The organism is Planococcus sp. MSAK28401, from assembly GCF_018283455.1.
GTDB classification, from domain to species: domain Bacteria; phylum Bacillota; class Bacilli; order Bacillales_A; family Planococcaceae; genus Planococcus; species Planococcus alpniumensis.
In genome coordinates, this window is sequence record NZ_JAAMTH010000001.1 from 39,359 (window position 1) to 53,542 (window position 14,184).

At 49.0% G+C, this 14,184-nt stretch carries 16 protein-coding genes; 15 read left to right on the forward strand and 1 reads right to left on the reverse strand.

Annotation, left to right across the window (positions count from 1 at the left end; genetic code table 11):
* Nucleotides 1-51 precede the first annotated feature (51 nt).
* From tmk to rsmI, 8 genes are all read left to right on the forward strand, one after another.
* Nucleotides 52-684 carry a dTMP kinase gene (gene tmk, locus G3255_RS00165; RefSeq protein ID WP_211652798.1) on the forward strand — a complete coding sequence of 211 codons (633 nt, stop codon included), beginning with the start codon at nt 52-54 and terminating at the stop codon, nt 682-684.
* 173 nt (nt 685-857) lie between these two features.
* Nucleotides 858-1,187, forward strand: coding sequence for a cyclic di-AMP receptor DarA (gene darA / locus G3255_RS00170; RefSeq protein WP_058382245.1), 330 nt, complete (start codon nt 858-860; stop codon nt 1,185-1,187).
* Nucleotides 1,188-1,266: 79 nt separating this feature from the next.
* Nucleotides 1,267-2,259, forward strand: a complete 993-nt coding sequence (gene holB, locus G3255_RS00175; protein WP_211652799.1) for a DNA polymerase III subunit delta' — start codon at nt 1,267-1,269, stop codon at nt 2,257-2,259.
* A gap of 4 nt (nt 2,260-2,263) precedes the next feature.
* Nucleotides 2,264-3,076 (forward strand): PSP1 domain-containing protein, encoded by an 813-nt coding sequence (locus tag G3255_RS00180; RefSeq protein WP_211652800.1) that lies wholly within the window; start codon nt 2,264-2,266, stop codon nt 3,074-3,076.
* 13 nt (nt 3,077-3,089) lie between these two features.
* Complete coding sequence (gene yabA / locus G3255_RS00185) at nt 3,090-3,449, forward strand: DNA replication initiation control protein YabA (protein WP_058382242.1); 360 nt, start codon at nt 3,090-3,092, stop codon at nt 3,447-3,449.
* Nucleotides 3,450-3,873: 424 nt separating this feature from the next.
* A complete protein-coding gene (locus G3255_RS00190; RefSeq protein WP_058382241.1) occupies nt 3,874-4,614 on the forward strand; it encodes a tRNA1(Val) (adenine(37)-N6)-methyltransferase in 741 nt (246 codons plus the stop codon).
* Nucleotides 4,598-4,870 carry a GIY-YIG nuclease family protein gene (locus G3255_RS00195; protein ID WP_211652801.1) on the forward strand — a complete coding sequence of 91 codons (273 nt, stop codon included), beginning with the start codon at nt 4,598-4,600 and terminating at the stop codon, nt 4,868-4,870. Before G3255_RS00190 ends, G3255_RS00195 begins: the two co-directional genes overlap by 17 nt.
* Nucleotides 4,867-5,739 (forward strand): 16S rRNA (cytidine(1402)-2'-O)-methyltransferase, encoded by an 873-nt coding sequence (gene rsmI, locus G3255_RS00200; protein WP_211652802.1) that lies wholly within the window; start codon nt 4,867-4,869, stop codon nt 5,737-5,739. The genes G3255_RS00195 and rsmI overlap by 4 nt, the downstream gene beginning before the upstream one ends.
* Nucleotides 5,740-5,785: 46 nt before the next feature.
* On the opposite strand, the gene abrB is transcribed toward rsmI, so the two are convergent.
* Complete coding sequence (abrB, locus tag G3255_RS00205) at nt 5,786-6,064, reverse strand: transition state genes transcriptional regulator AbrB (RefSeq protein ID WP_058382238.1); 279 nt, start codon at nt 6,062-6,064, stop codon at nt 5,786-5,788.
* Between the two features lie 309 nt (nt 6,065-6,373).
* On the opposite strand from abrB, the gene metG reads away from it, so the two are divergent.
* From metG to ispE, 7 genes are all read left to right on the forward strand, one after another.
* Nucleotides 6,374-8,335: a methionine--tRNA ligase gene (gene metG / locus G3255_RS00210; RefSeq protein ID WP_211652803.1), complete on the forward strand. Its 1,962-nt coding sequence runs from the start codon at nt 6,374-6,376 to the stop codon at nt 8,333-8,335.
* A 193-nt stretch (nt 8,336-8,528) separates the two neighbouring features.
* Complete coding sequence (locus G3255_RS00215; protein WP_211652804.1) at nt 8,529-9,296, forward strand: TatD family hydrolase; 768 nt, start codon at nt 8,529-8,531, stop codon at nt 9,294-9,296.
* An 86-nt stretch (nt 9,297-9,382) separates the two neighbouring features.
* A complete protein-coding gene (locus tag G3255_RS00220; RefSeq protein WP_211652805.1) occupies nt 9,383-10,783 on the forward strand; it encodes a G5 and 3D domain-containing protein in 1,401 nt (466 codons plus the stop codon).
* 502 nt (nt 10,784-11,285) lie between these two features.
* On the forward strand, nt 11,286-11,846 hold the full coding sequence (rnmV, locus tag G3255_RS00225; RefSeq protein WP_211652806.1) for a ribonuclease M5: 561 nt from the start codon (nt 11,286-11,288) through the stop codon (nt 11,844-11,846).
* Nucleotides 11,843-12,736, forward strand: a complete 894-nt coding sequence (rsmA, locus tag G3255_RS00230) for a 16S rRNA (adenine(1518)-N(6)/adenine(1519)-N(6))-dimethyltransferase RsmA (protein WP_211652807.1) — start codon at nt 11,843-11,845, stop codon at nt 12,734-12,736. The genes rnmV and rsmA overlap by 4 nt, the downstream gene beginning before the upstream one ends.
* Nucleotides 12,737-12,882: 146 nt before the next feature.
* The gene (gene veg / locus G3255_RS00235; protein ID WP_058382232.1) at nt 12,883-13,146 is read left to right on the forward strand and encodes a biofilm formation stimulator Veg; all 264 of its coding nucleotides are present in this window, start codon (nt 12,883-12,885) and stop codon (nt 13,144-13,146) included.
* A gap of 141 nt (nt 13,147-13,287) precedes the next feature.
* Nucleotides 13,288-14,151 (forward strand): 4-(cytidine 5'-diphospho)-2-C-methyl-D-erythritol kinase, encoded by an 864-nt coding sequence (ispE, locus tag G3255_RS00240; protein WP_058382231.1) that lies wholly within the window; start codon nt 13,288-13,290, stop codon nt 14,149-14,151.
* Nucleotides 14,152-14,184: the final 33 nt, after the last annotated feature.

The window sequence follows — 14,184 nt, forward strand, 5'->3', positions numbered from 1 at the left end:
GCGTTATAGTGGGTAAGGTTTTAGTTAAAAGACAAGGGAACAGGTGAAAATATGAGTTATTTTATTACGCTAGAAGGCGGCGAAGGATCGGGCAAGACAACGGCGCTGGCGAAGCTGGCAGAACGCTTGACGGTTGATGGATTTGAAGTGGTGACAACGCGTGAACCGGGGGGCATTGAAATTGCGGAGAAAATACGCGAAGTCATCCTGGACCGGACGCATACGGCGATGGATGCCCGGACAGAAGCGCTATTATACGCAGCAGCAAGGCGCCAGCATTTGGTGGAACGTGTGCTGCCGGCGCTTCAGGCAGGGAAAATCGTGTTATGCGACCGTTTTGTCGATAGTAGCCTCGCTTACCAGGGCCATGCACGCGGGCTTGGCCTGGACGATGTACTGGCGATCAATGAATTCGCTATCGAAGGGCATATGCCTGAATTGACTCTATATTTCGATGTCAATCCGAAAACGGGGCTTGCGCGCATCGACCTCGATCAAGGACGTGAATTCAATCGCCTGGACGAGGAGTCACTGGCGTTTCATTACAAAGTGAGGGAAGGCTATTTGCTATTGCTCGGCCGTTACCCGGAACGCATGCAGCTGATCAATGCGGAAAATGAGTTAGATGAAGTGGTGGCGGATGCGTATGAAGCATTGCAGCGCTTCTTGGCTGAAAAACAATAATGGATTGCCGGCAGCCCTGTTCGTTAAGGGCTTTTTTTTCATGGACGGAATCAACGGCTTTGTGCATATAGTCATGAATTTTTCGCATTGCCTAAAGGAAAGATGTGACGGCACGTTCGCCGTTCGTGTTATACTAATACATAGAGAAGCAACCAAAAAAGGAGTGAGTGCTGATGAAACTCGTCGTTGCAGTGGTACAGGATCAAGACAGTAACCGCTTATCCAATGCGTTGACGAAAAATGATTTCCGGGCTACCAAGCTTGCCAGTACGGGAGGGTTCTTGCGCTCAGGAAATACCACCTTTTTGATCGGGGTCGACGATAGCCGCGTCCCGAAATTGATGGATTTGATCCGCGACAATTGCCGTGCGCGCGAACAGATGGTGGCGCCGGTTTCCCCGATGGGCGGAAATGCGGATTCCTATATACCGTATCCGGTCGAAGTGGAAGTGGGCGGGGCAACGATTTTCGTCTTGCCGATCGAACAGTTCCAGCAATTTTAAGCAGCAGCAGCTGTGTCGTCCGCACTACCCGTGATCCATCTGGAACACGGGATTTTTTACAAAGTTTGAAGGTGGAATCATGCACAAAACCATAGAAGAATTGCAGGACATGCAGCCGGTCGTAGTGAAACGGCTGCAAGGGGCGTATGCCAATGACCGTCTGGCCCATGCGTATCTACTCGAAGGGCCATCGGGTTCCGGGAAAAAGGAACTGACACATTTTTTTGTCAAATTATTATTATGTGAAACACCGATTGATAATGTTCCATGTGAAACATGCCGCAGCTGCAAATTGTATGAAAGCGGCAATCATCCGAATATTTTATTCATAGAACCGGATGGGCAGAACATCAAAATCGATCAGATCCGTGACTTGATTTATACGATGAACAAGACAGCGCTCAACAGCGGGCGTAAAATCTATGTCATCGAACAGGCAGATCGGATGAATAACTCATCTGCCAATGCCTTGCTGAAGTTTTTGGAAGAACCGGAAGCGAATGTGACCGCGCTATTATTGACGGAGCGCTTGAATGCCATCATGAGCACAATCCGTTCCCGCTGCCAACTGTTGTCATTCCAGCCACTGTCCCGGCCGAAATTGATGGAACGCTTGATGGCAAATGGTATGACAGGATCGATGGCTGCGACAGTGAGCATGTTGACGCAAAGCGAACAGGAAGCGAAGCGGCTGAGCGAAGAAGAGCAATTTGCCGACGAGCGGAAACTAGTGTTGAAGCTAGTTGAGACAGTAGGAGGCAATGTCCACGAGGCATTACTTTTGATTCAATCTGATTGGTTGCCGTTGTTCAAGGAAAAAGAAGATGCCGAAAGAGGGCTCGACATGTTATTATTTGCATATCGGGACATCGCGACAGTGAAAGCGGGTCTTGAGACTGCACGCACATATCCGGACATGGAAGAAACTTGGAAGCAGATGGCGCTTCAACGTTCGTTCGATGTATTGTCCAGGCAGTTGCAGGCAGTGTTACAAGCCAAACAGCAATTGCCGCGCAATATGAACCGGACACTGTTGATGGAGCAATTAATGCTGAATCTGCAGGAGGGGTAGACAATTGTATAAAGTAATAGGAGTCCGCTTCAAGAAAGCGGGTAAAATATATTATTTCGATCCAGGCGAAGCACTGATCGAAAAAGACGATTATGTCATTGTGGAAACAGCGCGGGGCATCGAGTATGGCAAAGTGGTCGTCCCAGTAAAAGAAGTCGGCGAAAACGATGTCGTTCTGCCGCTGAAGCAAGTGGTTCGCGCCGCCACTGAACGCGACCGCTTGCAAGTGGAAGAAAACCGTTCGGAAGCGGAGCGCGCGTTTGAAGTCGGAACGGAAAAAATCGAGTCCCACCGTTTGGATATGAAGTTGGTCGATGTGGAATACACATTCGACCGCAATAAAGTCATTTTCTATTTCACCGCAGAAGGCCGCGTCGATTTCCGTAACCTGGTGAAAGACTTGGCATCGATTTTCCGTACGCGCATTGAACTGCGCCAGATCGGCGTGCGCGATGAGGCGAAAATGCTCGGCGGTATCGGGCCATGCGGGCGCATGCTATGTTGTTCGACTTTCCTCGGCGATTTTGAGCCAGTGTCGATCAAGATGGCGAAAGACCAGAACTTGTCGCTGAATCCGTCAAAAATCTCAGGGCTTTGCGGGCGTTTGATGTGCTGCTTGAAATATGAGAACGACGAATACGAACAAGCGAAAAAGGAAATGCCGGATATTGGTGCGCGTGTCGAAACACCAGATGGCACTGGCCGCGTCGTCAGCTTGAACTTGCTTGAGAGAGTATTGAAAATCCGCCTGGCAGAACAAGACCAGACGCTGGAATATACATTGGATGAAATCATGAACCAAGGGACGAGAGCGTGAGGTGGTGGTATCAGTGAAAGAAAAGAACTTTTTGGATACAGTCATGGATTTTGAACAGCAATTGGAATCGATGCAAGAGCAGTTCCGTGATTTGAAAACAGTGGTAGCGCGGACGATGGAAGAGCATCATGCGCTGCAATTGGAAAATCATCATTTGCGTGCCCGCCTCGATGAACTGAACGAAAAAGTGCCGGAACCGGAAAAAGTCGACCCGGTCAAATTGAAGAAAGCCGTGATGGATATCGGGGAAGGCTACGACAACTTGGCACGCCTGTACCATGAAGGCTACCACGTCTGCAACGTCCATTTCGGCAGCTCCAGAAAAGGCGACGACTGCCTGTTTTGTTTATCTTTCCTAAATAAGCAAAACTAACAAAGAAAAGCGAGGCCGCCTGCTCAGGTCCGACAGGCATAAGACAAGTTCCCGAAGCGGCGCTTTTTGCCGCACAGGGAAATGGGCTTATGACCCGAGGAGCTAGGCGTTCGAGCTGGACCACAAGAAAAGCGTAGGCAGCCGAATGGAAGCTAAGCTAAGAGCGCGACGTCCTGTCGCAACGCTTAGCTGTCCCACATCCTGTGGCCCTCCGACAAGCACAAGATGGTTTGCTGAAGCGGCGTACTTTGCCGCATAAGCAAACTGGCTTGTGACCTCGAGGGTCTGGCTGTCGAAGCCTAGACATAAAGGAGAAAAGCCGAAACGGCCGTTCTGGCAGGGCAGGCACAATCATGAACTAGAACCAACAGGCTTCCGACACTTCGTGTGGCGGCAGCCTTTTATTATGGCAGGAGTGAACGATATGTTAACAGATGACGAACGGCTGGATTATTTGCTGGCGGAAAACTTGCGCATTATCCAGAGCCCTTCGGTATTTTCCTTTTCCTTGGACGCGGTGCTATTGGCGCGTTTTGCCTATGTGCCGAAAAAGCGAGGCCGAATTGTCGATTTGTGTACGGGCAATGGGGCGATTCCGTTATTTTTGAGCGCCCGCACCGAATCGACGATCACGGGCGTCGAATTGCAGCCGCGGCTGGCTGGGATGGCGCGGCGCAGCATTGAATTCAATGGCCTCGACGGACAGATCGACATTATCGAAGGCGACGTGAAAGAAATCCCTGCGCAGCTCGGCTACGAGAAATTTGATACGGTAACATGTAATCCGCCGTATTTCCCGGCGCATGATATGAGCGATAAAAACTTAAGCGAACACATGGCGATTGCGCGCCACGAACTGCACCTGACATTGGACGAAGCGGTGCGGTCTGCGAGCCAGCTGTTGAAGCAAGGCGGCAAGGCGGCGTTTGTCCACCGCGCAGGCCGCTTGATCGACATCATGGCGGCGATGCGCAACAACCGGTTGGAGCCAAAACGAATCCGTCTTGTCTACCCGAAAGCGGGAAAAGAAGCGAATACTTTATTGATTGAAGGCATCAAAGACGGCAAGCCGGATTTGAAAGTATTGCCACCTTTGATCGTTTACGGAGACGACGGCGAATACACGGAAGAAGTGCGAGGTTTGCTGTATGGAAGTGAACAATGAGCATTATTTCTACGTGCTTGAATGCGGAGATGGGTCGTATTATGCGGGATATACAAATGATTTAGAGAAACGCTTGGCCAAGCATGAAAGCGGGAAAGGCGCGAAATATACGCGGTCCCGCGGCCCGTTGACGCTCCTTTACCACGAGTCATTCGAAACAAAGCCGGAAGCGATGAAAGCGGAATACGCCTTCAAACAATTGAGCAAGGCGGAAAAAATCGCCTATATTCAGGACGGAAAGGCGGAACGGACATGAAATCACAGAAAAGTTTCAGTGGCGAACAAACGACGCTTTATTTAGTGGCGACGCCGATCGGCAATTTGGAAGACATGACGGTGCGTGCGCTGCGGCTGTTAAAAGAAGTGGACGTCATTGCGGCGGAAGATACGCGCAACACCAAGAAGCTTTGCAATTATTTTTCCATCGACACGCCGTTAGTCAGCTATCATGAACACAATCAGGACAGCGGGGGAGAGAAAATCCTGCGCTATTTGGCAGAAGGCAAATCGGTGGCCTTGGTCAGCGATGCCGGCATGCCGTGCATTTCCGATCCTGGGGAAGACATTGTGAAAAAAGCGGTCGATGCGGGTTATCCGGTCGTTCCGGTACCGGGTGCGAATGCGGCACTCAGCTCATTGATCGCTTCTGGCCTCACGCCGCAGCCGTTTTTATTTTACGGGTTCCTATCGCGCAATAAGAAAGCGCGTCAGGCGGAACTTGAGAAATTGAGCCAAAAAGAAGAAACACTGTTGTTTTACGAGGCGCCGCATCGCTTGAAAGATAGCTTGAAAAGCCTGACGATGGTGTTTGGCGGCGATCGTCGGATTGTGTTGGCCAGGGAAGTGACCAAAAAATTCGAGGAGTTTTTGCGCGGAAGTTTAGAAGAAGCAGTCACTTGGTCGGAATCAAATGAAATCCGCGGCGAATTCTGCTTGGTGGTTGAAGGCAACTCGGAGCCTGATGTGCTGGAAGTGGATGAGTGGTGGAAAGAACTGACATACGAACAACATGTCACTCAGTTGATGGAACAAAAACAAATTTCTTCAAAAGAAGCGATTAAGGAAGCGGCAAAAGCGCGCGGCCTGCCGAAGCGGGACGTGTACGAAGCATTCCATAAAGATTGAAACGAACCCATAAAAAAAAGCCGGTGTGCATAGGCACGCCGGTTTTTTATTTCTTCAAATTGCTTTGGATTTCTTTGACAAGCTGTTCCGCGCCTTCTGGGCTGAGGATCAATTTGCCGCCAACCAATTGCATGTTCTCATCGGAAACTTCACCAGTTACCGCACATGTCATATTTGGCATATATTTTTTCAAGATAATTTTGTCGTCGTCGACATAAATCTCCAACGCGTCTTTCTCTGCAATTCCAAGCGTACGACGCAATTCAATCGGAATAACTACGCGGCCCAGTTCATCCACTTTACGTACAATACCAGTCGATTTCATAATCATTAGCCCCTTTCAATTTTAGCGGCAGAATTCGTCAAAATTCGACATTTACCACTTCTTGTCATAAATCATACCAAGTAATGTCAATTAGGTCAATAAAAAACTATGGATTTCATAATAAATTTTGGGTTATTGAGGCAAATACCCGTTATTTCGTTATTTTTTTGCCATTTATTTTCCTGCCACCCTATTTTGGGAGGAAGCTCCAATTCTGGAACTCGGCTTTTCCTTGCGGGAGGAAACATTGTACAAAATTCGTGACTTCGTTAAAATAAAGGATATACAAAAAAACTGGAGGAATTTTTCGTGACTGCCAAGAACAAGACATTTTACCTGACGACTCCCATTTACTATCCGAGCGGAAAATTCCATATCGGGACGGCTTACACGACCGTTGCATCCGACGCCATGGCCCGTTATAAACGCCTGCGCGGCTTCGATGTCCGTTTTTTGACGGGCATGGATGAGCACGGCCAAAAAATCGAAGAAAAAGCCCGAGAAGCCGGCAAAGAACCGCAAGTCTTTGTCGATGACATGGCTGAGGCGGCGAAAAAAGTATGGGAAGTCATGGACATTAGCTATGACGACTTTATCCGTACGACAGAAGCCCGCCACAAGGAAGGGGTAGAGAAAATCTTCCAAACTTTCCTCGACAATGGTGACATCTACAAGGGGGAATACGAAGGCTGGTATTGCACGCCTTGCGAATCCTTCTTCACTGAATCGCAGCTTGAAGATGGCAATTGCCCGGATTGCGGCCGCCCAGTGCACAAAGTGAAAGAAGAATCGTATTTCTTCAATATGAAAAAGTACGCAGATCGCTTGCTTGATTATTACGACAAGCACGTCGAGTTCATCGAGCCGGAATCGCGCAAAAATGAAATGGTCAATAATTTCATTAAGCCCGGCCTTGAAGATTTGTCTGTTTCCCGGACTTCATTCGACTGGGGCATCCCGGTTCCTGGAGATCCGAAGCATGTCATCTATGTATGGGTCGATGCGTTGTCGAATTACATCACGTCACTCGGCTATGGCTCGAATGACGAAACTGATTTCAATAAATACTGGCCAGCGGATGTGCATGTGGTCGGGAAAGATATCGTGCGTTTCCATACGATCTATTGGCCGATCTTCCTCATGGCGCTTGACTTGCCGTTGCCGAAGAAAGTATTCGCACACGGCTTCATCATGATGAAAGACGGCAAAATGTCGAAATCGAAAGGCAATGTCGTTTATCCGGAAATGCTCGTGGAGCGCTACGGGCTGGATGCGGCGCGTTATTTCCTTTTGCGTGAACTGCCATTCGGATCCGACGGCGTGTTCTCTCCGGAATCCTTCGTCGAGCGCACCAATTACGACTTGGCGAATGACCTTGGGAACTTGTTGAACCGCACCGTTTCGATGATCAATAAATATTTCGACGGTGAAGTGCCGCAAGTCGAGGGCTTCAAGACCGATTTCGATGAGACTTTGCAGACGATCGCGAAAAACACAGTCGCTGTTTACGAAGAACATATGGAAAAAATGCAGTTCAGCTTGGTGTTAAGCGAAGTGTGGACATTGATTTCGCGCACCAATAAATATATCGATGAAACGCAGCCATGGGTATTGGCGAAAGATGATGGCGACCGCACACAACTCGCGTCGGTCATGGCGCATCTCGCCGAGAGCTTGCGCATGACGGCCGTTATGCTGCAGCCATTCTTGCCGAATGCACCGAAGCAGATCATCGAGCAGCTCGGCCTTACGCCGGAGTTCCTCGAATGGCAGACATTAGAATCATTCGGCGCGATTCCTGCAGGTACGACCGTCGTGAAAAAAGGCACGCCGATTTTCCCGCGTCTTGAAGTAGAACCGGAAGTGGCGTATATCCGCGATCAAATGCGGGGAGGGGCCGCTCCGAAAGAAGAGCCGGCCCAAACCGTTCCTGAAAAGCCGGACGTCCCTGAAATTACGATTGAGGATTTCATGAAAGTGGATTTGCGCGTGGCCACGGTTACGGCATGCGAACCGGTGAAGAAGACCGATAAGCTATTGAAGCTTCAAGTGGACATGGGCTATGAAACACGCCAAGTCGTTTCCGGCATCGCAGAGCATTATAAGCCGGATGAACTCGTCGGCCAAAAAGTCATCATTGTCGCCAACTTGAAACCAGTTAAGCTGCGCGGTGAATTATCGCAAGGCATGATTCTTGCCGGGCAGCAAAACGGTTACTTGACGATCGCTTCTGTAGACCAAAAGTTACCGAACGGCACACAAGTTAAGTAAATATTCATGTGACAGCCTACTCAGTTGAGTAGGCTGTTTTTTTGTGTTAAAGGACTTAATAACCATGAAAAAAGCTAAAAACAATGGAATGTCTTTAAAACATCATGTTTTGTAATCCAAATGTAATATGGCTGTGAAGAAAGAAATGGCCTCAACCCGTACAATGTAACCTATGTAAAGGAGACTGATGAAGATGTTTATCGATACCCATGTCCATTTAAACGCCGATCAATACGACGAAGATTTGAAGGAAGTCATCGATCGCGCGCTAAACAGCAAGGTGGAGAAAATGGTCGTCATCGGTTTTGACCGGAAAACGATCAAACGCGCCATTGAATTGGCCGAGCAATATGACTTTATCTATGCCGTTGTCGGCTGGCATCCTGTTGATGCGATCGATTGCACAGATGAAGACCTCGAATGGATCGAACAATTGGCCGCTCACGAAAAAGTAGTCGGCATCGGCGAAACGGGCCTTGATTACCATTGGGATAAATCCCCGAGAGATATCCAACAACAAGTATTCCGCAAGCAGATCCAGCTCGCGAAACGCGTCAATTTGCCGATTATCATTCATAATCGCGAAGCCACGGAAGACGTGCTCACGATCTTGCGCGAAGAAGACGCACAACAAGTCGGAGGCGTCATGCATTGCTTCGGCGGCAGCGTGGAAACGGCACAAGAGAGCATCAAGATGAATTTCATGATTTCACTCGGCGGGCCGGTAACGTTCAAAAACGCCAAAAAGCCGAAAGAAGTAGCAGCTGAAATCCCGCTGGAGTATTTGATGATCGAGACCGACGCCCCTTATCTTGCACCACATCCTTACCGCGGCAAACGCAACGAACCTTCCTACGTGCCGCTAGTGGCGGAAGAGATTGCCCGCTTGAAAGAGTTGCCGGTCGAAACGGTCGCTGAAGCAACAACGGAAAATGCAAAACGATTCTATAAATTGTCATAAATGCTGGTTAATTGAAAAAACATATGCGTTGACATGCAAGTGGGGCGCACCTATAATCACTCAGGTGTATAAAGGAGGAGTTATTTTTGACAAAAGAGGCAAATAATACCAACAATAATAAATCATTTAAAAGGAAGTCGGTAGCGGTCAGCATCGCGACGATTCTCTTGTTCGCAGCAGTATTGGCTTTCGCGATTTTCGAAGGCACTAAAAATACGGTGACGATTACAGCGAACGGGGAAACAGAAGAAATTCGCACACATGCTGAAACAGTGGGCGATATATTGAACGAGCAGGCGATTGAAGTCGGGAAAGACGATTTCCTCAGCCACTCAGCCGATACGAAGATCGAAGGCGACGCCGCGATCGAATGGGATGAAGCAGAACAATACGCAGTAACCGTTGACGGAGAAACCCGTTCAGCGTGGACGACTGAGAACACCGTCTCCGCTATTTTGGAAAAAGCGGAAATTGAAGTGACAAAGCATGACAAAGTAAGCCCTGCACTCGATGAAACCGTCGATGAAGAAACAGTGATCGACGTAGAGAAAGCGTATGAAGTCACCATCGTGGATGGCGGAAAAGACAAAAAAGTCTGGTCCACTTCGACTACGGTCGCTGACTTTTTAAAACAGCATAGTATTGAGCTAAGCAAACTAGACCGCGTAGAACAAGACATGGAAGAACTCGTTCTTCCAAACTCGGAAGTTGAGGTCGTGCGTGTAGAAAAAGTCACCGATGTAGTGGAAGACGCTGTGAAGTATGCAGTGGAAACGAGAAAAGATTCTTCTCTCTTGAAAGGCAGCGAAAAGCTCGTCCAAAAAGGGCAGAATGGGTTGGTTGAGAAAACTTACGAAATCGTGAAAGAAAACGGCAAAGAAGTAAAACGTGAATTGAAAAAAGAAAAAGTCGTCAAAGAACCGAAACAGCAGATCTTGGCTGTGGGGACGAAAACAGTCGTAGCCAGCGTTTCGCGCGGCACAGCGAAAAAAGAAGCAGCCGCGCCTAAACAGGCATCGGTGAAAAAAGCGGCAGCGCCAGTGAAAAAAGAAGCAACACCAGTGAAACAAGCTTCGGTGAAAGCCGAGAAAGCTGCAGCTCCAAAAGCGGTGGCAAAAGCTCCTGAAAAGGCTCCTGAAAAAGCGAAAGCTGCACCACAGCCAGCGAAAAAAGAAGCCGCTTCTGAACCTGCAGGCGGCAAGGAATTCTACGTATCTGCCACAGCTTACACGGCTAGCTGCACAGGCTGCTCTGGCATCACGGCAACGGGCATCAACTTGAAAGCGAACCCGGGCCTTAAAGTGATTGCAGTTGACCCAAGCGTCATTCCACTCGGTTCAAAAGTATGGGTGGAAGGTTACGGCAATGCTATCGCAGGCGATACAGGCGGAGCAATCAAAGGCAACAAGATCGATTTGTTCATGCCGAACCGTTCCGATGCCATTGCATTCGGGCGCAAGCAAGTGAAAGTTAAAATCCTTAACTAATCGAATACAGTATTATAGAAGGAAAAGCTTTCCCGGAGTGTCGGGAAAGCTTTTTCAGGCTTTCAAAAAAGATTTAGAATACCGTGTTTTACGAAGCTTATCGCTCGCTTTCCGTGGGGCGGGAATCGAGCCTCCTCGTCACTAAAACCGTTGCTCCCACATCTGCTCGGCAGATGCGTCGCAAATGAATGTGCTCAGCACAGCTTCGCTTATTCATTGCCTGTGGGGTCTCTCAAACCCGCTGATCCCACAGGAAAGATAAGGTCGAACTACGTGAGAACTTATCTTTGCGAAGTAATGCGCAGCACTATTGAGCAGAAGGGGGTACGAGCGAACGCTTCTTCAAACACTGAAAAAGTCCGCTTTGTATTAAATACATGAAAGTATCTATTTCTCGAAAATAGAGAAGGCTATCAACTAATTCAACACTCTAAAAAGCTTTTTACATGTTTGCCGGAAGCGCGGTAAAATGGATGAGATCTGCAGAAACGAGGAATAGACCATGAAGATACAAGAAGTGATTGTAGTCGAAGGAAAAGACGATACAGTGGCGATTAAGCGGGCTGTGGGCGCCGATACGATCGAAACGAACGGTTCCGCCATCTCAAACGAGACTTTGCGGCGCATTATGCATGCCGAGGAGAAGCGGGGCGTCATTGTCTTCACCGATCCCGATTATCCGGGCAGGCGGATTCGTGCTATTATTGAAGAACACGTGCCGCATGCCAAGCACGCCTTTTTAGCGAAAGAAAAGACCATCGCCAAAAATGGCAAAGGGCTTGGCATTGAACATGCCAGTGATGAAGACATCCGTCAAGCGCTCGAAGCGGTCTATACGCCGCTGACAGCAGAGCGGCCGGTGGAAATCACCTTAGAGGATTTGATCGACGCCCGGCTCATCGCCCATCCATCAGCGAAAGCCCGCAGGACCGAGCTCGGGGAAGCGCTCAACATCGGCTATACGAACGGCAAGCAGCTGCACAAGCGCCTGCATGTGTTCGGCATCACCAAACAGCAGTTTATCGACGCAGTGCAAGCGTTAACCCAGGAGGACAGAACATGACCAAAGATATAGCAACACCGATCCGTACGCAAGAGATCATGGCCAAACACGGCCTGACGTTCAAGAAAAGCCTCGGCCAGAACTTTTTGATCGACCCGAATATTTTACGCAAAATCGTCTCCCAGGCAGGCCTTACAAAAGCTTCGGCCGCCATTGAAATCGGCCCCGGTATCGGTGCATTAACCGAGCATTTGGCGAGAGACGCCGGAAAAGTATTGGCGTTTGAAATCGACCAGCGGCTATTGCCGGTATTAGCGGACACCTTGTCGCCTTACGACAACGTCCAAGTGATCCATTCCGATATTTTGAAAGCGGACGTCGAAAGAGCGATACAAGAAGAACTGGCCGGCTTTGACGACATCATGGTCGTCGCCAACTTGCCTTACTACGTGACGACACCGATTATCCTGAAATTATTGCTTGAGAAGCTGCCGATCCGCGGCATGGTCGTCATGCTGCAAAAAGAAGTAGCGGAGCGCATCACGGCAAAACCCGGCACGAAAGCATATGGTTCCCTGTCGATCGCGATCCAGTATTATACGGAAGCTGACTATGCCATGACCGTGCCGAAGTCAGTGTTCATGCCGCAGCCGAATGTCGACTCCGCAGTCATCCGCATGATCAAACGTCCGGAACCGATCGTCAATGTTATCGACGAAGACTTTTTCTTTTTGGTGACACGCGGGTCATTCGTCCAGCGCCGTAAGACGATTCTCAACAATCTGCAAAGCGCCATGCCGAACGGGAAAGCGAAAAAGGACCTCATTTTGCAGGCGCTTGAAGAAGCCGGCATCGATCCGACGCGGCGCGGTGAAACGCTCAGCATCAAGGAATTTGGCCTGCTTTCTGATAAATTATATCCGCATTTCCGTGAAACCGTAAAACCGTAACAGTTTTGGCACAGTTTTTTTCGGAAGTAGAATATTTCGGATAAATAAGTGTTGCAATTCCTGAAGAGCATTGGTAAAATTAAAAATTTATTTGACTCCGCGGTCATTTTATGCTAGACTTTAGACTATAGTGAGGTGTAGACAAAATGCCCAAAACTTTGGCGGAGATTAAAAAGTCATTAGACCTGCATTTAGGGAAAAGGTTGCTGTTAAAAGCAAACGGAGGTCGCAAAAAGACGGTAGAACGTGCCGGAATTCTGCGTGAAACCTATCACTCCGTGTTCGTGATTGAATTGGATCAAGATGAACATGCATTTGAACGTGTATCTTATAGCTACGCGGACATCTTAACTGAAGCGGTGGAAATCACTGTCTTTGAAGGAACAGAAGACGCACTTGTCGTTAAATAATTGAACTCTATTTTATACTTACTTTACAACCCGCTTCGGTGATTTCGCCGGAAGCGGGTTTTTTTCTATTGTTCCGGTTCTTCGGAAGCCATGCGTCTGTGTTAAAATAGTTTTCATCAGAACAGAAAAGGAGGCAGTGGAATGCTCTATATAAAAGCGCCTGCCAAAATCAATTTGACGCTGGATGTCTTGTACAAGCGTCCGGATAACTACCACGAAATCGAAATGATCATGACCACCGTCGACTTGGCGGACCGGATCGGCCTGCAAGGAACAGCGAAAGGCATACATATCCAGTCAGCGGACCGTTTTGTGCCGAATGACTCGCGCAATCTGGCGTACCAGGCTGCGCAATTGATCAAAGATACATTCAATATTAAGACAGGCGTTATTATCTCGCTCGATAAGCAAATTCCGGTAGCTGCGGGACTTGCCGGCGGCAGCAGCGATGCAGCAGCCACCTTGAAAGGGCTCAACCAGCTATGGCAATTGAATCTGTCACTCGATGAACTAGCGGAGCTGGGTGCGAAAATCGGTTCGGACGTGTCGTTTTGCGTATACGGCGGGACGGCGCTCGCGACAGGGCGTGGCGAGGTTATTGAAGAACTGCCGGCGCCTCCGCATTGCTGGGTCATTCTCGCCAAACCATCGCTCGGCGTCTCGACAGCGGATGTTTACGGGGCATTCAATCCGGACAAAGCGGATCATCCAGATACGCAAGCGATGATCGCGGCGCTGCGTGAAGGCGACTATGAAGCGATGTGCGCTAATCTCGGCAATGCGCTTGAGAGCGTGACGATGAATCTGCATCCTGAAGTCGGGCAGATCAAAGAGCAAATGATCAAATTCGGTGCCGATGCGGTGCTCATGAGCGGCAGCGGCCCGACCGTCTTTGGCTTGGTTAACCAGGAAGCGCGCATCCCGCGCATCTACAACGGCTTGCGCGGCTTCTGTTCCGAAGTGTACGCGGTACGCTTGCTCGGCGACCGGGAGCCTCTTGCTTAAATACGTATATTTATGGTAAGTTTTCATTAGAAT

Coding starts and splice junctions, on each gene's coding strand:
- tmk (WP_211652798.1), top strand. CDS start 52: ATGAGTTATTTTATTACGCTAGAAGGCGGCGAAGGATCGGGCAAGACA.
- darA (WP_058382245.1), top strand. CDS start 858: ATGAAACTCGTCGTTGCAGTGGTACAGGATCAAGACAGTAACCGCTTA.
- holB (WP_211652799.1), top strand. CDS start 1,267: ATGCACAAAACCATAGAAGAATTGCAGGACATGCAGCCGGTCGTAGTG.
- G3255_RS00190 (WP_058382241.1), top strand. CDS start 3,874: ATGTTAACAGATGACGAACGGCTGGATTATTTGCTGGCGGAAAACTTG.
- G3255_RS00195 (WP_211652801.1), top strand. CDS start 4,598: ATGGAAGTGAACAATGAGCATTATTTCTACGTGCTTGAATGCGGAGAT.
- rsmI (WP_211652802.1), top strand. CDS start 4,867: ATGAAATCACAGAAAAGTTTCAGTGGCGAACAAACGACGCTTTATTTA.
- abrB (WP_058382238.1), bottom strand. CDS start 6,064: ATGAAATCGACTGGTATTGTACGTAAAGTGGATGAACTGGGCCGCGTA.
- G3255_RS00215 (WP_211652804.1), top strand. CDS start 8,529: ATGTTTATCGATACCCATGTCCATTTAAACGCCGATCAATACGACGAA.
- rnmV (WP_211652806.1), top strand. CDS start 11,286: ATGAAGATACAAGAAGTGATTGTAGTCGAAGGAAAAGACGATACAGTG.
- rsmA (WP_211652807.1), top strand. CDS start 11,843: ATGACCAAAGATATAGCAACACCGATCCGTACGCAAGAGATCATGGCC.
- veg (WP_058382232.1), top strand. CDS start 12,883: ATGCCCAAAACTTTGGCGGAGATTAAAAAGTCATTAGACCTGCATTTA.
- ispE (WP_058382231.1), top strand. CDS start 13,288: ATGCTCTATATAAAAGCGCCTGCCAAAATCAATTTGACGCTGGATGTC.